The organism is Treponema putidum (assembly GCF_024401155.1).
GTDB classification, from domain to species: Bacteria; Spirochaetota; Spirochaetia; order Treponematales; family Treponemataceae; genus Treponema_B; species Treponema_B putidum.
On sequence record NZ_CP038804.1, the window covers coordinates 271,402 to 289,836 of the forward strand.

The 18,435-nt window shown below is 38.7% G+C and carries 16 protein-coding genes; 9 read left to right on the top strand and 7 right to left on the bottom strand.

Features of this window, described 5'->3' with window-relative positions:
* The first annotated feature begins 175 nt into the window (after positions 1 to 175).
* Genes E4N74_RS01295 through E4N74_RS01310 form a run of 4 tightly spaced genes read left to right on the top strand, consistent with a single transcriptional unit; the run spans position 176 to position 3,480 of the window.
* On the top strand, positions 176 to 343 hold the full coding sequence (locus E4N74_RS01295; RefSeq protein WP_255818552.1) for a hypothetical protein: 168 nt from the start codon (positions 176 to 178) through the stop codon (positions 341 to 343).
* The gene (locus E4N74_RS01300) at positions 340 to 1,272 is read left to right on the top strand and encodes an ABC transporter ATP-binding protein (protein WP_255818553.1); all 933 of its coding nucleotides are present in this window, start codon (positions 340 to 342) and stop codon (positions 1,270 to 1,272) included. The genes E4N74_RS01295 and E4N74_RS01300 overlap by 4 nt, the downstream gene beginning before the upstream one ends.
* Positions 1,272 to 2,327, top strand: coding sequence for an ABC transporter permease (locus E4N74_RS01305; RefSeq protein WP_255818554.1), 1,056 nt, complete (start codon positions 1,272 to 1,274; stop codon positions 2,325 to 2,327). Before E4N74_RS01300 ends, E4N74_RS01305 begins: the two co-directional genes overlap by 1 nt.
* Entirely contained in the window at positions 2,314 to 3,480 is a 1,167-nt protein-coding gene (locus tag E4N74_RS01310; protein ID WP_255818556.1) for an ABC transporter permease, read from the top strand. The genes E4N74_RS01305 and E4N74_RS01310 overlap by 14 nt, the downstream gene beginning before the upstream one ends.
* Before the next feature lie 66 nt (positions 3,481 to 3,546).
* On the opposite strand, the gene E4N74_RS12780 is transcribed toward E4N74_RS01310, so the two are convergent.
* The 7 genes from E4N74_RS12780 to selA form a co-directional block, all read right to left on the bottom strand.
* On the bottom strand, positions 3,547 to 3,828 hold the full coding sequence (locus E4N74_RS12780) for a CC/Se motif family (seleno)protein (RefSeq protein WP_276535928.1): 282 nt from the start codon (positions 3,826 to 3,828) through the stop codon (positions 3,547 to 3,549).
* Between the two features lie 141 nt (positions 3,829 to 3,969).
* Positions 3,970 to 5,049, bottom strand: a complete 1,080-nt coding sequence (locus E4N74_RS01320; RefSeq protein ID WP_044979743.1) for a hypothetical protein — start codon at positions 5,047 to 5,049, stop codon at positions 3,970 to 3,972.
* A 97-nt stretch (positions 5,050 to 5,146) separates the two neighbouring features.
* A complete protein-coding gene (locus E4N74_RS01325) occupies positions 5,147 to 7,174 on the bottom strand; it encodes a urocanate hydratase (protein ID WP_255805897.1) in 2,028 nt (675 codons plus the stop codon).
* Between the two features lie 92 nt (positions 7,175 to 7,266).
* Positions 7,267 to 7,815: a histidine phosphatase family protein gene (locus tag E4N74_RS01330; protein WP_255805899.1), complete on the bottom strand. Its 549-nt coding sequence runs from the start codon at positions 7,813 to 7,815 to the stop codon at positions 7,267 to 7,269.
* 139 nt (positions 7,816 to 7,954) lie between these two features.
* Positions 7,955 to 9,934, bottom strand: a complete 1,980-nt coding sequence (gene uvrC, locus E4N74_RS01335) for an excinuclease ABC subunit UvrC (protein ID WP_044979744.1) — start codon at positions 9,932 to 9,934, stop codon at positions 7,955 to 7,957.
* A 30-nt stretch (positions 9,935 to 9,964) separates the two neighbouring features.
* Complete coding sequence (locus E4N74_RS01340) at positions 9,965 to 11,593, bottom strand: ATP-binding protein (protein WP_255818558.1); 1,629 nt, start codon at positions 11,591 to 11,593, stop codon at positions 9,965 to 9,967.
* Between the two features lie 18 nt (positions 11,594 to 11,611).
* Positions 11,612 to 12,958 carry an L-seryl-tRNA(Sec) selenium transferase gene (selA, locus tag E4N74_RS01345; RefSeq protein WP_255818559.1) on the bottom strand — a complete coding sequence of 449 codons (1,347 nt, stop codon included), beginning with the start codon at positions 12,956 to 12,958 and terminating at the stop codon, positions 11,612 to 11,614.
* Positions 12,959 to 13,095: 137 nt separating this feature from the next.
* Between selA and E4N74_RS01350 the strand changes: the two genes are divergently transcribed.
* The 5 genes from E4N74_RS01350 to E4N74_RS01370 are packed head-to-tail and all read left to right on the top strand — an operon-like array spanning position 13,096 to position 18,394.
* Positions 13,096 to 13,680, top strand: coding sequence for a flavin reductase family protein (locus tag E4N74_RS01350; protein WP_255818561.1), 585 nt, complete (start codon positions 13,096 to 13,098; stop codon positions 13,678 to 13,680).
* Entirely contained in the window at positions 13,681 to 15,102 is a 1,422-nt protein-coding gene (locus E4N74_RS01355; RefSeq protein ID WP_338113403.1) for a hypothetical protein, read from the top strand.
* Positions 15,095 to 16,063 carry an efflux RND transporter periplasmic adaptor subunit gene (locus tag E4N74_RS01360; RefSeq protein WP_255818563.1) on the top strand — a complete coding sequence of 323 codons (969 nt, stop codon included), beginning with the start codon at positions 15,095 to 15,097 and terminating at the stop codon, positions 16,061 to 16,063. The genes E4N74_RS01355 and E4N74_RS01360 overlap by 8 nt, the downstream gene beginning before the upstream one ends.
* A 7-nt stretch (positions 16,064 to 16,070) precedes the next feature.
* On the top strand, positions 16,071 to 17,303 hold the full coding sequence (locus E4N74_RS01365) for an ABC transporter permease (protein ID WP_255818564.1): 1,233 nt from the start codon (positions 16,071 to 16,073) through the stop codon (positions 17,301 to 17,303).
* A gap of 14 nt (positions 17,304 to 17,317) precedes the next feature.
* Positions 17,318 to 18,394 (top strand): amino acid--tRNA ligase-related protein, encoded by a 1,077-nt coding sequence (locus E4N74_RS01370; protein WP_255818565.1) that lies wholly within the window; start codon positions 17,318 to 17,320, stop codon positions 18,392 to 18,394.
* Positions 18,395 to 18,435 lie beyond the last annotated feature (41 nt).

Here is an 18,435-nt window from a genome sequence, read left to right on the forward strand (position 1 = left end):
TGTATAAGCCGCTTATTACCCATTTTAAATTTTTATCCTTTCTTTAAAATTACTTCCTTATATTGTATATGACAAATGTCATATTTAAACTCGCAAAAATATGACAATTTTCAGTTTTAAAATTTCAAAAAAAAGATATAATTATATACAAAAGATTAGATTATAGATAGGAGGTGTGATAAACAGTTCGGCAGAAATTCAGCCTCACTGTTTATCTGCCGAGTTTTGTGCAAAGCACAAAACATCGCATTATTGTATGCAGTTTTGCAAAGCAAAACTGCGTGAAAAAATTTTTTTCGGAAGCTTAGGCTTCCTGCAAAAAGTTTTATGGAGGAATTTATGATTTTAACGGTAAAAAATCTTGTAAAACGCTACAACGAAAAAACGGCACTTGATCACTTTAACATGGAAGTTAAAGAAGGTGAAATCCTCGGCCTTCTGGGCCCCAACGGATGCGGAAAAACTACAGCCATAAACTGTATGCTTTCTCTTTTAAAACACGGCAAGGGGGAAATCACTATTTTCGGCGAAGAAATGAAGCCTAATGCCCTGAACATCAAAAAAAGGATTGGCCTTGTTCCTCAAGAGGTTTCGGTTTTCTATGATTTTACCGTAAAACAAAACATAGATTATTTTTGCGGGCTTTATGTGAGCAATACCCAAGAGAGAAAAAAATTGGTAGATGAGGCAATTGATTTTGTAGGTTTAAAAAATTATGCTTCATTCCGTGCAAAAAAACTTTCAGGCGGTCTTTTGCGCCGGCTCAATATTGCCTGCGGTATAGCGCATAAACCTGAGCTGATTTTTTTGGATGAGCCCACAGTTGCCGTCGATGCCCAAAGCCGCAACTTCATTCTTTCAGGAATAAAGGAACTGGCAAAAAGAGGAAGCACCATCGTGTATACTACCCATTATCTTGAAGAAGTGGAAGAGCTTTGCGATAGAATCATCATCATGGATGAGGGAAGAGATATAGCAAACGGCACATTAGAAGAATTGCACAAGCTGATCCGCACAAGCGAAAAAATGGTTGTTGAATTTGTCGAAACTAAGGATAACCTGCAAGAAGAACTAAAAAAAATCCCTCATGTTCTGGAAGTTACCAAAAACGGAAACGAGTTTTTAATCAGTTTTGAAAATTCGATTAACAACTTAAACGAACTTATTTTATTTATCAATAATAATAGTTTGGCTTATACCAAATTATATTCGGAGTTACCCAGCTTAAACGACATTTTCTTGGAGCTTACGGGAAAGGAGTTAAGAGACTGATGAAATTCTTTTTACGCGAAATAAAATATTATAGTATCGGAATGTTTTATTCTTTAGACGGAATGTTTTGGACGCTTTTATATCCTATTCTTATGGCAGGACTGTTCTTTACAATATTTTCGGCCGTAGGTAATTCCGATACCGGTAAAATAGAAATCGGAATTGAAAAAGACAATCCTGTTTATTATCCGCTTAAATTTACAGGGATGTTCGATACAAAAATAATAGATGAGACATCGGCAAATGAGATGCTCCGTACAAAAAAAATAAAGGCCTTTGTTGAAGCCGATCAATCTTTGAGGTTGAGCGAAGACGGATTATCTCAGACAATAACAAAAACAGTGCTGGATCAAATAAAGCAAATAGAAGCCCTTAATATTCCAATGAATTCTTTTGAATACGGTAAAAACTATGTCGAAAGTAAAAACGAAAAAATGAGTTTGAGCATTATATTGTTCTATTCTCTTTTGGCAATGGTTTCGATTTATACAATGTTCGGTTCGATAGATATAGCCGTAAAAATACAGGGTAATATTTCAAAAATCGGAGCAAGAATTTGCACAACTCCTATTAAACGCTTTTATTCTTATCTTGCAGGAATTATATTTTATATTATCTTTAATCTTACAGCCAATCTCATATATATTTCCTTTGTGCTCTTTGTTTTAAAGATACCATTTATTACGGATTTTAAAATTACTCTTTTGCTCTTGATCTATGCGAATTTTTTTGGAGCGGCTCTCGGCTTATTTATAGGCTCAACGCCTATTGGAGATATTCGGTCAAAAAATATGATATGTGTTTTTACAAGTCTTGTTTTAGCCTTTTTATCCGGTATGATGGGGCCTGAGGTAAAAATGTCCATTGAAAAAATAATACCGATTTTAGGAACAATAAATCCTATAGCTCTTTTTACTACCAACCTTTATAACATAAATATTTTGGGAGAATATAACGCAGTACCGGTATTTTTTATTGTTTACACAATAGGTATTGTCATTCTTTTATCGCTTTCATTTATTAACTCAAGGAAGGTTCAATATGATAGTTTATAAAAACTTTTTAAGATTAATTTATACAAAAATAATCACTACTATTATTTATGTTGTTATTTTTTTGTTTATCAGTTTTATGACGCTAAGGTCTCAAAACTCTAAGGTAAGCGAATTTGAAGAAACACCCTTAACCGTAAATATAATCGACAGGGACGGCTCCGAACTATCAAAACATTTAATCTCTTATTTGAGGTCAAAACATGATGTTATTATTATAGACGAAAAAGATAAGATCGATGAAGAAATTTTACGCAAGCTAAAAAAGGATATTTCTCTGCAAAGAATACATGCTGGGATTATTATAAATAAGAATATGGAAGAAAATGTAATGAGCGGTAAAAAGGCCCTTATAACTTTTAAAGATGACAGAAAAAAGTCGGGCTTTTATATGGATTTACAGCTTAATACGTATTTAACCTTTGCTGCAAACGTAAAAAACGCTCAAGGATATTTCGATTTTCAGAGAATAGAAAAAGCTCTTCAAGTAAATACAAAGGTTAATAAGATTAGTTTTCAAAAAAATACTTCGGTAAATATTTGGTTTAAAATATTTTTTAACTATTTAGGCTGGATAGTTTTTTCCGTTGTTCTTAATTCTGTAGGCTGGGCTATGTTCGAGTTAAATAACGAACGCTTAAAAATGCGGAATAATGTTTCTCCGGTATCGACTTTACGCTTTGTTTGTGAAAACTTTTTGGCTCAATTAACGATAGTAGTTCTTATTCTTTCAATATTGATAGGTTTTGCTATTATTACAAATATAACGAGATTGGAAAATATCCCTCTTTTATTCTATACGTTTAATGCCTTAATGTACACGGCTGTTATTTTAAGTTTAACTTTTATGTTTAATTCTTTTTTAAAAAAGGGCTCTGTTATGGGTATAATCGGTACTGTTCTTCCTCTTTCACTAGCATTTATTTCGGGTATCTTTGTTGAGCAAGAACTCCTGCCGGATTTTATTGTAAATATCTCCCGCCTTTTCCCGACCTATTATTATATAAGGGCAAACGAATTTACCCAAGTTAATTTATCGATTGATTGGAAAAATATCGGAATGCTCTTTTTATTCCTATTTCTTTATTTTACTGTGGGTACCTACTTTTCAAAATTAGGAAGGTCTCAAAGCAAGATAGAATTTAGTCAGCAATAAAAAAAGCCGGTAAGAGTTTTGGGTATATCTAAAAAAAGATTCCCTTTTGTCTTACCGGCTTCTTGCTTAAATCATTCCTTCAACCATCAGCTTTTCAAACCATAAAAAAGCTCCGACTGTAATCGTTAAGGTTCCGTTAACGGAAGGAGTTCCCTTTTTAACATAAACGGTAATTCCGTTGTTTTCAAATTTATCGAAACTATCGATATTATTGGGTACACCGACATACACGGTCGGTTCTAATCTAGTACCCCCTCAAGATGAGCACATCTGAAGTGCGCAATAAACCGAGTCTGCATTTTTTTCTTTTATTTTATCTCTCGCAGAATCTTCAACTATAATATTCATTTTTGGCCTCCAATAAGTTATAAAATAAAAATAAAAACTTTTTGAGTGAAAGTCAAGAAATCAATTAGGACTTTCATATTTTTTTAATCTCTCTTTTCTGTAGTCATCGAGGGTTTTTCCTGTATTTGGAATTGTACCTGCCTAAGCCGAACAATCACAGTCATCTACAAAGAGCAAAAACCAATTATTTTCAATATCAAAAAAGTAAAATGTCTTTTTGATAAAGCCGCCGTCTAAGATAACTATTTTTAAGATTGCCTTATAGTTTTTTGGTAAGTCTATTTTTAAGTTCTGTATTTCATCGCTTTCAAAACTTGCAGGATCAACGGCTGTAGGGATTTCTTTGACAATAGCACAATATACGCCGTCTTTATCTTTAGATTCTTCACAAAAACCGCCGTCAGGCATTCGATTATAAAATGGGATGGATCCTCCGAATTTATTGGCTGAGGGTATGGTAGAAAAATCGGTGCTTTCATCAAAGCCGAAACCGTCCTCTGCCGAAAAAAGAAGAGGAGCGGACCCGGGATTATAGAAACGTCTTATGCCGTAATCAGGGTGAACAAAATCGGCTAATTTTGGGCTTGAATTTTTTAAAAGGAGATTAAAGTTATTTTCCCAATACACATTTGATAAAAAAGAAAAAGCAAAGGAAATAAGATTTCCCTCATCATAAGATTTTTCATCCTGAGAGTTTGTATCTTCAATTTCTTCTTGAGAAAGCGAGGCGGAGGTCAGCTCAAAAGAATCTATTACATGAGTTAAAATATCCCTATATGTATCATAATCTTTTTTATTATATTCAAATCTTATTGTATAAAATTTTTCGTTTATAGCGAATGTCTGACAAAAAAACATTTTGTCCTTTGAATAGCCTTTTAAAACAAAACCGTCACGTCCCATATTTTTATCGCTTACCGTAAATCTTTCAGCTTCTTTTTTTTCATAAAGGTCAGCGGTTTTAAAAATAAACTCGGGGCTTAATTCTTTTAAGGCAGAAACGGAAACCGATAAACTTACCTCTCCGTCATTGCTTGTAAAGACTTGTTCCTCCGAAGAACTTTTGACCGGTTTTAAAATTTCTGAAGGGTAGTCGATTTCATAACCTTCTTGTGTATTTGTGTAGGTTAAATACTTTCCTGTAAATTCCGGATCTTGTTTTGAACAGGATATAAAAATTAAGCCAAAAACAGCAAAAAAAACTTTTCTTAGATTCAAGATATTTCTCCCATAAAAAGTCAACAAACAAAATCGGCCTTTGTAAAAAAAATTAAAGGGAACCTCTAAAAACTTCTGTTCTTAGAGGTTCAGCTTCATTTTATTTTTTGTACTTTTGCTCGACAAGGCGTTTTACCATATTTTCATCCGCGATAAACGGAATGGTGATGTGTCCTTTGCCGGAATAGTTCTTGTTGTATTCGATGCTGGTCGTAATCGAATTTTGATTGCGTGCCCAGTTACGACGGGCTACGCCTCCCATTACGTCCCACATAATGGCCGATTTGATAATCTCGTCAACCCGTTCGCTTCCGTCAAGCACGAGTCCGAAGCCTCCGTTAATGGATTTTCCGATACCGACGCCGCCGCCGTTATGAAGAGCTACAAGGCTCATTCCGCGCGCAGCATTTCCGGCATAGCACTGTACGGCCATATCCGCCATTACATTGCTTCCGTCCTTTATGTTGGAGGTTTCACGGAAAGGCGAATCGGTTCCGCTTACGTCATGGTGATCTCGTCCCATCATAACGGGGCCGATTTCTCCCTTGCGTACCATTTCGTTAAACTTTAATGCTATGTCGCGCCTTCCTTCCGCATCCTGATAAAGAATGCGTGCCTGAGTGCCGACGACAAGCCGGTTCTTTTTGGCATCGCGTACCCAATAGTAGTTGTCCCTGTCCTGTCCTCGTCGGTCGGGGTTAATGCAGCTCATTGCAGCGGCATCCGTCTTGTCCAAGTCTTCAGGCTTTCCCGATAAGCATACCCAGCGGAAGGGGCCGTAACCGTAGTCAAAGAGTTCGGGTCCCATAAGGTCTTCTACATAAGAAGGGAAGATAAAGCCGTCTTTTTCATCGATTCCGTTTTTGGAAACATCCCTTGCTCCTGCATCGAATACGGCTTTGAGGAAGGAGTTTCCGTAGTCGAAAAAGTATGTTCCTCTCGAAGAAAGAATTTTTATAAGCTCAAAGTGGTGCTTTAATGTAGAATCGACCCTCTTACAGAATTCTTCGCGGTTTTCATAGAGGAGTTTAGTTCTTTCTTCAAAGGTCATCTTTTCGGGACAATAGCCGCCCTCATAGGGTGCATGGCAGGAGGTTTGATCCGAAAGGAGGTCGATGTGAACGTTTTTGTCTACACAATATTGAAGAAGGTCTACAATATTGCCGTGATAGGCAATCGAGATAGGCTCCTTCTTTTTTAGGTACTCGTCTACCTTTTTAAAGATTTCATCCAAGTTATCGGACATTTCGTGAACCCAGCCCTGTTCAAGGCGGGTATTGATTCTCGATTTATCGACTTCGGCAAAAACGCCGACGGCATTTGCAATTTCGCAGGCCTTCGGTTGTGCGCCCGACATTCCGCCTAAGCCGGAAGAAATAAAAAGTTTTCCCTTTAAGTCGCCGTCGCTTGCTACTCCAAGTTCTTTTCGGCCTGCTGTGAGAATTGTATTGAATGTTCCGTGAACGATGCCCTGAGGCCCTATGTACATCCAGCCGCCGGCGGTCATTTGGCCGTAGTTTGCAACGCCCATTTCTTCTGCAATTTCCCAGTCCTTGTAATTGTCAAACATACCTATCATAAGGCCGTTTGTAATTATAACACGCGGGGCATCCGGTTTTGAGGGGAAAAGACCGACGGGGTGTCCCGATTCCATAACAAGGGTTTGATTTTCGGTAAGTTCTTCCAAGTATTTTTTGATAAGCCGGTACTGAAGCCAGTCATGGCATACGGAACCTGTTTCACCGTAGGTCACGAGCTCATAGGGGTAGAGGGCTACATCGAAGTCAAGGTTGTTGTCTATCATAACCTGAAAAGCCTTTCCGGCAAGGCACTTGCCCTTGTAGTCATTTACGGGCTTTCCGTAGATGTTTCCTGCAGGGCGATAGCGGTAGGCATAAATTCGGCCGTAGGTAAAAAGTTCATCCAAAAACTCAGGGGCGAGCTTTTCATGAAGTTCTTCCGGTACATAGCGGAGGGCATTTTTTAAGGCCGTTTCAGTCTGAGCCTTTGTCAGGTTAAAGCCCCTGCTGGGCGCCCTTCTTATTCCCTTTTCAAAAACAGGGTCGGGCGGCAGCACCGCATCCAGTTTAAAAGTCATCGCATTGCCGATTTCTTTGTTTGTAATCATAACAGTTTTCTCCTTTGAATTATTGTGGTAAAATTACATAATTGCTTTCTGTAGGGTGCAAGTATAACATGAAGGCCTAAAATATGCAAGATTTATTTTCTTAATTCAAACTGAAGAAGCTGGCAGTTTTTTATTTCTATTTTTTCCAGTTCTTCTTGTGAATAAGATTTAAAATAAGTGCAAATCATCGTGCTTATCATTCCATGGCAGACAAAAAGTACATTTTCGTTTTTGTGCTTTTCTGCAATTTCATCAATTATATTATAGGCACGGTGTGCCGTTTGCACTAAAGATTCTCCTTGCGGAAACCGAAAAAAAGGACTTTCGGATATTTTTAAAAATTCGGGCTTTCTCCAATCCTCACCTTCAAAAGTTCCGAAATTTATTTCCATTAAACGTTTATCCGTTTTTGCTTTTATCCCTAAAGCTTCTTCGATATAGGCCGCCGTTGCGAGGGCTCTTTTAAGGGGTGAAACATAGATAACTCCGATTTTATTTTTATCTTGTTCGGCCGCAAGGCGTTCGGCAAGTTCTTTTGCTTGGGCTTTTCCTTTTTCGGTAAGGGAAGCTTCGGAAATACCGCAAGCCATCATCTTAGAATTCCAGTCTGTTTCTCCGTGACGTACGACAAAAAGTTTCATGTAAAAATTATATCGTTTTTAAGCTTAAAGGGCAAGGGCTAATGTGTAGTTGAGAGCATCTTCAATTACACATTTACTTATCCATTTTGCAGAGAGTGTATCTGCACTGACTTTACGCCGATGTTTTTTAATCGGGATTTTAATTTTGGCTGTTTCCCTTTACCGATGCCAAAACTTCTTCTGCTTGTTTTAAAGAAATCTTTGCCGTTTCTGAAAGGGCTTGAGCTGTTGTGTTTTTTAGGCCTTCCATATTGCCAAAGGCCTTTAATAAAGAGAAAGCTCTTTTTTTGCCGATGTGGGGAAGGCCTTCAAATTCCGTTTTAAGTTTATTTGCTCTGCGCAGCTTATTGTTCCTTGTGTTTGAAAAACGGTGTGCCTCGTCACGGATTCTTTGGAGAAGGCGGAGGGCATCGCTTCTTCTGGGTAAGATCACAGGTTCCGAATTGTGCGGAAAATAAACTTCTTCATTTTTTTCGGCAAGGCCGATAACCGGAATGCCGAGATCGAGGGCGTTTACAATTTTGCTTGCCGCATTTACCTGCCCAATGCCTCCGTCTATAAGAATTAGGTCCGGAAGGTCGGCTCCCTCGTTGACAAGGCGGGTATAGCGGCGGGCTATTACCTCCCTCATTGAAGCATAGTCATCGATTATGCCGTCAGTATTTTTTAACCTGAATATCCTGTAATTCTTTTTGTCGGGGTTTCCTTCTTTAAAGGAAATCAGAGCAGCGACTGTAAAGGTGCCGCCTAGGTGAGCAATGTCGAAGCCCTCGATACGCTGCGGAAGGCAGGGTAGGTTAAGCCTTTTTTGCAAGTCTTCAACGGCGGCGAAATCTCCCTGTTCTCTTAGACGGCGCAGAGCATCTTCTTTTGCGTTAAAGCGAGCCATCTTTAAGGCTGCCTTGTGGTGCTTAATTTCAGCCGGAGAAAGATTTAGTCTTTTTTCTTGGACAGCCAAAGGTGCCGGCTCTTTAACAGTGTAGTCAATTTTTTTGGAAGCCGCTTCTTCAATTTCTTCAGAGGTTGCTGTTCCGAATGCGGTTTCTATTTTGGAGCTTGCAGTTTCTTCTGCTGTAATATTTTCTTTTTCTAAAGGAATGATGCTTATCCTTGTCTTAGCGTGAAGCTCCTCATTGAGCCATTTTTCGATGAGGGCATTTCCATCGGCAGCTTGCGGAATAAATATTTTAGGCGGAACTTCGTTTGCCGAAGTGTAATAAGCCGATATAAATTCGGATAGAATTTCTCCTTCTTCTTTTAAGCTATGCGAACGATAAAGGTCGCGGCCGACAAGCCGTCCGTTTCTCATTTTTAGAACGGCTATGCTGACCATGGTTCCTTCAAAGGCCCATGCAATGTAGTCGCGGCTTTCTGGGTCCATGTCTTGAACTATGTTTTGTCCGCGGAGAGCATAGACTGCCTGTATTCCGTCACGGAGGCGGGCGGCTTTTTCAAACTCTTTTTTTTCTGCCGCTTCTTTCATCTTTTCTTTTAGGGCGGCAGATACTTCTCCCATTTCGCCTTCTAAGAGCATGGTAATTTCTTCTATATCTTTGCCGTATTCTTCTGCACTTATCTTGCCGCAGCAGGGAGCCTTGCATCTTCCGATATGAAAATAAAGGCAAGGAGTTTCTCTTTTTTTTAATCTCTTGCATTGGCGCAGGGTATAATTATGTTTTATGAGAGCTAAAAACATATCGACGGCTGAAACATTCGGAAAGGGGCCGAAATATTTTGAGCCGTCATTTTTAATGTTCCTTGTGCGGTAAAGTTTTGGAAATTCTTCATTGGTTAATTTTAAAACAGGATAGGTTTTTCCGTCTTTTAGATTTATATTGTATCTCGGTTTATGTTTTTTGATTAGAGTATTTTCCAAGAGAAGTGCTTCATATTCATTTTCTGTTTGAATGTACTCGATTGAATCGGCACGGGAAACAAGGATGCGGGTTTTAATATCCCTGTTCGATGTAAAATAAGAACTGAGGCGGTTCTTTAAAGATTTAGCCTTCCCGACATAGATGACCGTTCCTGCCTTATCTTTCCAAAGGTAAACCCCGCTCGTTTTCGGGGCCGAGAGAGCAACCGCATGCAGTTTTTCGCGAACATTGTTTTTTTCCATAAATGAAGATTGTTCCATTTTTAAAATAATTTATATTTTTTCAATAATCCAATCTTTGATTGTTTTTGAGATTTGATCAAAACTTACGCCTATCGCAATGATTTTCTTACTTCCCGTATGGTAAGGTTCAGTATATGCTTTTTCTTTTATTTGATTTAATGCTGTTTCCGCCGTACCTGAGCCGTCAACTTTAAATTCAAATACATATACATTGTCTTTTGTAGTTACAACGCAGTCAGCCCTGCCTGTGGAGCAATGAACCTCCGTTTCAACAAATTGTCCCATCAACTTAAATACAAGATAGACCGCAGTTTGGTAGTTTTGTTCGCGCAAGTTAGTTTTTTCTCCGATTAAATTAGTCCCCAGATTATCATACGGAATACCCGATATAATAGTTTTTAATCTTTGCATAAAAGATTCGGTATTACCTTCTTCAATATCTTTTGAAAATTCCTTAATCGAATATGCTGTCGTTGTTGAATCTAAATTTGAATATGAGGGCAGGAGGCTGTTTAAGAATGCATAACGGACTTCATCATTCGGAAAGCCCAATGTATAAAGTTTATATTTTGTATTATAGCTTTTAATTGTTAAATATCCTGCCTGAAACAGAATAGGAATCGTAGACTCTGAATCAGCTCTATAATCCGTTAAACCTGCCTCATCGAGCTCAACCTTTCCATCCAAATCTTGAATATTATATTGAGTTTTTTTTAGGTAATTTATCAAAAAAGTTGGAGTACCTGTTGCAAACCAGTAGTTCTTAAATTCACAAGAGTCAAAGGTATTTAGAATACTAAAAGGATTGTATACCGTTTGTCCGTTGCTGCTAAAAAGATAACCGTCATAGCTGCTTTTTAGTTCTTTTAGTGTTTCTGCTGTGTTCATATTATTGGCTTTTGCAAGTTTTTCAATTTCTACTTTAAAAGACGCTTCCATTTCATTTTGTGTAATTCCGCAAATTTCTGCATAATCGTTAAGCATACTTATATCTTTTAGATTATTCATATCACTGAAAATACTTACCTTGCTGAATTTTGTAACGCCTGTTAAAAAAGCAAATCTTATATATTGGTCACAAGTTTTTATCACTGAATAAAAGGCTTTAAGAATGTTGCGGTATTCTTCATTTAAGTTTTTGTTTATCTCCATAGTTTGTAAAAGAGGTTTGTCATATTCATCTACAAGAATAACTACTTGTTTACCTGTCTTTTTGTGAAGAGATAAAATTATCTGCATAAATCTAAGCTCAACATCGCCTGATGTTTTTTTGATATTATAGGTTTCTTCTATCAGGTCGAGGTGTAAATTTATAATACTTATAAGCGAGCCGGTTTTTATGTAATTTTTTGTGTTAAAATCAAAATAAAGAACAGGGTATTCCGTCCAGCTTTTTTCACCGGTTTTTATGCTCCTTTCTTCTTCCGCTTTTTCGATATACAATCCTTTGAAAAGCTCTTTTTGTCCTAAAAAATAAACCTTGAGCATGGAAAGAAAGAGGCTCTTTCCAAAACGGCGGGGACGGCTTAAAAAGTAAACTCTATTTGAATGTACTAGACGAAATATAAATTGAGTTTTATCGACATAAATAAATTTATCGTTCCGCATAACTTCAAAACTTTGAACACCTATGGGAAGTTTTCTTGACAAATCAATCATAAGCTCCGCCCTCTTTACTTACAGACACTTGTTTAAAGACTCAATAATGTATTCATCATATTTTTCTTCAATGCTTGCAGGATGAATATAAAAAAAATCTTCTTCTATAAAACCTATTATCGGAATCGGCATTTCGCGCAAAAGTTTTTTTAGTTTTTCGCAAGGTGTTTTTGTATTTAGTTTTACGGCCCAAGAGCTGAAGCCCGTGTCGGGGGTGCTGCCTCCTCCTAGGGAAAAGTTTTTTTGTACCAATTGGCCGGTTCCGTTTTTTATACCGTCAATTATTTTTTCGGCACGCTTCTTTATTTTCTTTTGATCTAAAAGGAGTGCCCTTTGAGCTGCAGATTCTCCTCCGTTTAAGTAGAGGATGAGGCATTCCTGCATAAGGCTTGCTACTGCCCGTCCTACTCGGTAGGTCCGCATGAGCTGATTTTTAGCTACGGTTTGGACGAGATCTTTTTTGCCGACAATCCAACCCGCCTGAGGCCCTCCTAAAATCTTATCTCCCGAAAAGCAAACCAAATCCGCTCCCTCTTTTATGATTGAAGAAACCGTAGGTTCTTCCGGAACATTTAAGGCTAAATTTCCCGAGCCCTGATCCACTGCGAGAATTATGTTTTGCGGAAGGATAGCCTTGATTTCTGAAATTGAAGGCTGCTCCGTAAAGCCCCGTATCTTATAGTTTGAGGTATGAACCCAAAGCACCATGGCCGTGTTTTCGTTTATTGCTTTTTGAATGTCCTTAAGGCTTGTGATATTTGTTGTGCCGACTTCGACGAGCTTACAGCCTGCCATCTGTAAAATTTCGGGGATACGGAAGCCTCCGCCTATTTGAACCTGCTGGCCGCGGGAAACTATAACTTCCTTTCCGCCTGCGAGTGCCTTTAACATTAAAAATACTGCCGCTGCATTGTTGTTCAATATGAGGGCATCCTCGGCTCCGGTCAAAAAGCTCATACAGTCATTTAAAAACTCGAACCTCTTTCCGCGGTTACCGTCCCGCAAATCCATTTCGATAGAAGAATAGCCCGAAGCGGTTTCCTTTGCCCTGTCCCAAATATTTTCAGGCAGGGGCGAGCGGCCTAGGTTTGTATGGAGAATTATTCCGGTTGCATTTATTACGGGGGTTATTTTTGTGCGGACTATTGGCCTGCATAGTTTGTTTATCTCTTCGGCGCAAGTCTTAAGTGAAGGAACATCTTCGCCTGCCATTGCCTTTTTTCGGATGTTTTCCAAATATTCTGCTGCCTTTTTTACAACAAAGGGCCTTCCGATAAGAGCTGCCGTGTTTTTTAATACATCTTCATTTAAAAGTTTTTCGACTTGCGGAATCTTTGCAAGCGGGTTTGAATTTTCTTTTGCCATGATTGAAGTATAGAATAGAAAGGTGGTCTTGTCAAGGAATCGGATAGTACTTGATTATTTGCAATATGATCGATATAATTATATTATTAGATGAACAGAAAATCAATTCCGTTTTTATTTTTGTGGGGGATATGAATATGAAAAAATATTTGGGTTTGGTACAGGCAGTTTATCCTATGCCGGTGTTGATGGTAGCTGCTTATGACGACAATGAGAAGGTTAATGTTATGAATGTTGCATGGGGCCAGATATGCCACCATGACAAAGTTATCCTTTTTATCGATGAAGGGAAAAAAACATGGCTGAATATAAAGGCCAGCAAGGCTTTTACAGTTGCCATTGCCGATAGGCCCCATATGGTTGAGGCTGATTTTTTCGGTATCGCCTCAGGCAATAAGATCAATGACAAGTTTGAACGTACCGGCTATCACGCTGTAAAAAGCGATAAGGTACATGCTCCGATCATTGAGGAGTTCCCTGTAGTTATGGAATGCGAGTTGTTGGAGTTTCTTAATACAGAGCATGTTTCCGGCATTGTCGGAAAAATTGTCAATGTGAAGGCTGAGGAATCCGTCCTAAGTGAAAACGGTAAGGTCGATCCAACTAAGCTGAATGCCCTGATTTTTGAACAGTTTCAGAACGGCTACTATGTAATCGGTGAGAAGGTCGGTAAAGCATGGAGTGTCGGTGCTCCGCTTATGAAAAAAGGTAAAAATGCTTAAATATACTTTTTTTTTATTTATCTTTTCATTTCGTTAAATGTTCTTTTTGCTCAAGAAAATATTTATGACGGAATTTTGGAATACCGCTGCAAAAACGATACCGATATTGTTTTGATAGAAAACGAGGCGGCTATAGCCTTAAATAATTATAAATCCGTAAGGCTGAATTCCATTTTTGCCTTTGATTTTAGTTCTACCTTTAATTTTAATCTTAGTTCCGAGAAGGATAAATCGGAATTTTCCGTACAGCCTTCGGTTTCGGCAGGCTTGCCTCTTTATAATAATTTGGGACTTAAATTGTCAGCTCCTTATTCTTATAAGATGGGAAAAGGTTCTCAAGATTTTTCGTTGGGGCTTTCGGGCGATATTTACAGCCAAGCCCGCAAAAGGAAGAAGCAAGAAATTGCGGCCTCATTGGAGGCTCTTAAAGAGGCCGAAAAGAAAGTAAAGAGAGGTAAGGCTCTTGCCGAAAAAAAACTTTTAACCGATATTCAAAAAATATTAAGTGAATATTCTTCTCTTCTTGCAAAGCGTCTTTCAGGCATTCAGGCCGATATTAACTACAAGCAGGTTCTTGCAGAAGGCTATTCCGAAACATCTTCAAAGTTAAGAACGGCAAGGCTTAATTTGATAAGCTCTGAAAGGGACGAAAAAGAGACCGAATTTTCTTTTGAGGTCTCTGCCCGTCTTTTTTTTGAATCCTGCGGCCTTGATATTGCAAAAAAAGACGAAGATGAATTTTTTATAAAACTTGCCCAAAGTATCCCGAAGCAAAAGTTGATTTCTATGGAAAACCTAAATGCCGAAAACTATAAGCCCCTTTTAAAAGCGGAAAGTGATTATAAAAATCTTCTTGAAAAGAATAAAATGGATTTAAGCCCCTTTTCGGCTTCTGCAAGTTTGGGATATTCTTATACGGGTTCATACATGAATAAACTTGAGAATATAAGTTCGGGGCTGCAGCTGATGTTCCCCGGGGTAAGGCTTGATACCGGGCTTAGCTTAAGCTTAGCCTCAGGTTCCGTTCCGTCGATGCAAGTATCTTTTTCGATAAATCCGCTTGCAATTTATGATTATTATCTTAATAAAAAGAATGTTGCCTTAAAAGAAGCGGGCGAAAAGATAAAGCTGGGAAACACAAGGAATAATTTTGCTATAGAGTTTAATACCTTTAAGCTTAAATGGGAAAGGCTTGAGTGGCAGCAAATCCGCTATGCCGAAGAGCTGGATATTTATAAAGAAAATGCCGAAGAACATGCCGGATGGTTTCAAAGAGGCCTTATAAATGCTTTGGAAAATAGGCAGGCTTCTTTGCAATATATTACCGCCCTTTTAGGTTTAGTCGATTCACATATAGCCGTACATATTTTCAATGCCGAGTTAAAAGAAGCTTTTGACATAGAGGAAAAAATAGATGAATGATACAAAACAAAAAAATAAGAAAAAGATTATTTTAATAATAGTTGCTGCAATACTTATACTTTTGATCGTTTGGATTCTCTTTTTACCCAAGAAAGGTACTGAAGAGATTTCTCAAACGGTTACCGTAAATAAGGAAATAATACGGGATGTTATTCAAGTTTCAGGCTATATTCAGCCTGCTCAGCAGCAAAATCTCCAATCACCGGGTGAAGGGCTTATAAAAAAGGTTGCGGTTAAGGAAGGCGATATAGTAAAAAAAGGAGACCTTATCTTTGCTCTTGACAATACCTATCAAGCCTTTCAAGTTGCAAAGCAGGAATTTGCTATTGAAAAAGAAAAATTGCAAGGCTATTCTAAAAATCTTGAACTTATGAAACTGGAACTTGAATCTTTAAAGAGGGCATTACGGGATAGAAGCGTTTATGCAAAGTTTGACGGTATAGTTGTTTCGTTTGACCTTACCGAAGGTACCTATGTTATGCCTAAGGATAATTTCGGCGTAATTATAGACCGCTCCTTTTTTAAATCCACAGTTGACGTTTCCGAAGGAGATGTACCGCGGTTAAAGGTAGGGCAGAAGGTTTTACTTAGCTTTCAAGCTCTGGGGGATGAAAAAGTGGAGGGCCGTGTTACCTATCATTCGTCGATAGCCAAGTCCAGCTTACAAAAAGGTTCTACCGTTATCGAAACAAAGATAGTTGTCGATAAGCTCCCCGAAAAGGTTTTACCCGGTTATTCTTTTAGCGGAAACATCATTGCCGGTGAAGATGAAGAAGTTTTGCTTTTGGATCAAACGGCGGTTTTCTATGATAAGGGTGCTCCTTATGTAGAAAAGCTGCTTGAAAACGGCAAGATTGAAAGAGTTAATATTGAGGTGGAGGCCTATACTCCGGGAACCGTAAAGGTCTTATCGGGCTTAAAGGAAGGCGATACTTTGAGGGTAAGACCTCCTAATTGGTAAGAGAAAAATGTTTGAAGATTTTATAAACGCCATTCATAATTTTAGAACGAACAAGATGCGCACCCTTCTTTCTTTATTGGGTATAGTGATAGGTGTTACATCCGTTATAATTGTTACAAGCCTTGCAAGTTCTCTTTCAAACAGCATGGTAAAAGAATTTGAAGAATTCAGTATGGATATAATCAACATAGGCACTCAGGTGGATAATCCGGATTTCATAGGTGAAGGTATAAAATTTGATGAAGCTTTCCGTAAAAAATTGATGCAAAGAATACCGGAGATAAAGCATGTTTTTTATTCTACCCGTTTTCCGGCTTCGGCTATAAGGAACGGTTTAAGGATTGACTCAATCGATATTGAAGGAATCGAGGCTGAAAGGCTGGAGTCTCATAGGGTAGTCATGGATTACGGCAGTTTTTTTTCTTCTTCCGATTATTCCATGGGAGCGGAAAAGGTTATTATAGGGGAGAGGATAGCTTTTCAGCTTTTCCCTGAGGGGAGAGCCGTAGGTAAATTTATTACTTTGCAGATTCGGTCAGGCAGCGAAAATACTCCTCCCCATATTGTGCGTCTTCAAGTTATAGGAGTTGTAAAGCCTAAAAACACATGGGTTCTCCATACCTCGGATGCCGTCTTTGTTCCAAGAAAATTTGCCCTATGCAAACTTCCGGGAAAAATAGCTGAAACCGTTTGGTCAGCCGAAGTTGCTATTTCGGACCCTAAGGACTCCTCCAATGTTGAAGTAAAGATTCAAGATTTTTCTGAAGAACTGTCGGGCGGTAATCGGTTTGCAATCTGGGTGTACTCTGCCCGCCAGCAGTTTGAACAAATGACTAAGATTACCGGAATGGTAAGCCTTGTGCTTTCGGCCATAGCGGGAATATCCTTGCTTGTCGGGGGAATAGGCATTATGAATATAATGCTTGTTACCGTTACCGAACGCCGAAGGGAGATAGGTATAAGAAAGGCTTTAGGTGCTACGGGCAGAGCCATAAGAATGCAGTTTTTAATAGAGTCGGCTTCTCTCACTCTTACAGGGGGGCTCATAGGTATAGTTTTAGGGCTTCTAATCAGTAAGCTGATTGTAAATGTTTTCTTCCCTCCCGAAATAATCTTTTTACCCAATTTTTCGGGCTCGCTGATAGCCTTTTCGGTCAGCGTATGTACGGGAATATTTTTCGGCCTTCATCCTGCTATCAAGGCTGCAAGACTTGATCCCGTCCTAGCCCTTGCAGAATAAATGAGGTTTTTCTTATGGATATTGAAGCTTTAGAATTGCGTGCCCTGAGTATTCAGGCCGCAAGGGAATTTTTTATTAAAAAGAATTATTTGGAATTGGATACGCCGGCTCTTTCGGCAGAGCTAATCCCCGAAACCTGTTTGGAAGTTTTTAAAACGGAATATCTAAGTCCGTCTTTGTCAAAAGATACCCATCGAAGGAAAGCCCTTTTTTTGGTTCCATCTCCCGAAGTTTATATTAAGCCTATAATAGCCCAAACAGCCCGCTCGGTTTTTCAAATTTCAAAATGCTACCGCAATGCAGAATCGATAGGCAATATCCATAGCCCCGAATTTACCATGCTTGAATATTACACGGTAAACGCAAACTATAAAGATTCCGTAAAGATAAGCGAAGAATTTTTAAACCATGTTTCCGATAGGGTAAAAGAAAATTCTCTTGTTGACGGGGAGGTCTTAAAAATCTTGTCAAAGGGATTTGAGTGTCTGACTATGGATGAGGCCTTTAGAAAATATGCAGGAGTGCCTTTAAGTACGGAACATTCACCGGAGGAACTCGCTTACTACGCCGAAAACTTAGGGCTCGGAGAGGCTGAAAACTATTCGGATTGGAAAGAGGACGATTTATACGAGCTTATTTTAGTCCACGCCGTTGAGCCCAATCTTCCTAAAAACAAACTCATAGCCATTTTGGATTATCCCGCCTTTGTTCCCTGCCTTGCCGCAGAAAATTCCAAAACGGTTTTAAATAAAAAAAATGAAGAACTTGAATGGAAGACAGTCGAGCGTTGGGAAGTCTATTTAAACGGGGTTGAGCTTGCCAACTGCTATACCGAAGAAAGGGATGAAAGCAAAATAAACTCTTATTTTAAAAACGAAAACGAATTAAAGCAAAAGAATGCTCTTGTCCCTCATCCGGCTATAAAGAACTTCGGGAAAATTTGCTCTAAAATGCCTCCATGTTCAGGGGTTGCCATGGGCTTTGACCGCCTTATCATGCTCTTGGCCGAAAAAAAAACTCTCGGGCCGGTAACTGGATATACGGCCGTGCCGGTAATTGGATTTGCAGCCGGTTCAATGAGCAATTTATAATTACAGATTACCAATTAAAAAAATACTCCCTTACAAAATTG

Excerpts from the sequence above, each read along its gene's own strand:
- selA (WP_255818559.1), bottom strand. The coding sequence starts at position 12,958 with ATGGCAAAAGAAAATTCAAACCCGCTTGCAAAGATTCCGCAAGTCGAA.
- E4N74_RS01350 (WP_255818561.1), top strand. The coding sequence starts at position 13,096 with ATGAAAAAATATTTGGGTTTGGTACAGGCAGTTTATCCTATGCCGGTG.
- E4N74_RS01325 (WP_255805897.1), bottom strand. The coding sequence starts at position 7,174 with ATGATTACAAACAAAGAAATCGGCAATGCGATGACTTTTAAACTGGAT.
- E4N74_RS01365 (WP_255818564.1), top strand. The coding sequence starts at position 16,071 with ATGTTTGAAGATTTTATAAACGCCATTCATAATTTTAGAACGAACAAG.
- E4N74_RS01330 (WP_255805899.1), bottom strand. The coding sequence starts at position 7,815 with ATGAAACTTTTTGTCGTACGTCACGGAGAAACAGACTGGAATTCTAAG.
- E4N74_RS01360 (WP_255818563.1), top strand. The coding sequence starts at position 15,095 with ATGAATGATACAAAACAAAAAAATAAGAAAAAGATTATTTTAATAATA.
- E4N74_RS01310 (WP_255818556.1), top strand. The coding sequence starts at position 2,314 with ATGATAGTTTATAAAAACTTTTTAAGATTAATTTATACAAAAATAATC.
- E4N74_RS01305 (WP_255818554.1), top strand. The coding sequence starts at position 1,272 with ATGAAATTCTTTTTACGCGAAATAAAATATTATAGTATCGGAATGTTT.
- E4N74_RS01300 (WP_255818553.1), top strand. The coding sequence starts at position 340 with ATGATTTTAACGGTAAAAAATCTTGTAAAACGCTACAACGAAAAAACG.
- E4N74_RS01370 (WP_255818565.1), top strand. The coding sequence starts at position 17,318 with ATGGATATTGAAGCTTTAGAATTGCGTGCCCTGAGTATTCAGGCCGCA.
- uvrC (WP_044979744.1), bottom strand. The coding sequence starts at position 9,934 with ATGGAAAAAAACAATGTTCGCGAAAAACTGCATGCGGTTGCTCTCTCG.
- E4N74_RS01340 (WP_255818558.1), bottom strand. The coding sequence starts at position 11,593 with ATGATTGATTTGTCAAGAAAACTTCCCATAGGTGTTCAAAGTTTTGAA.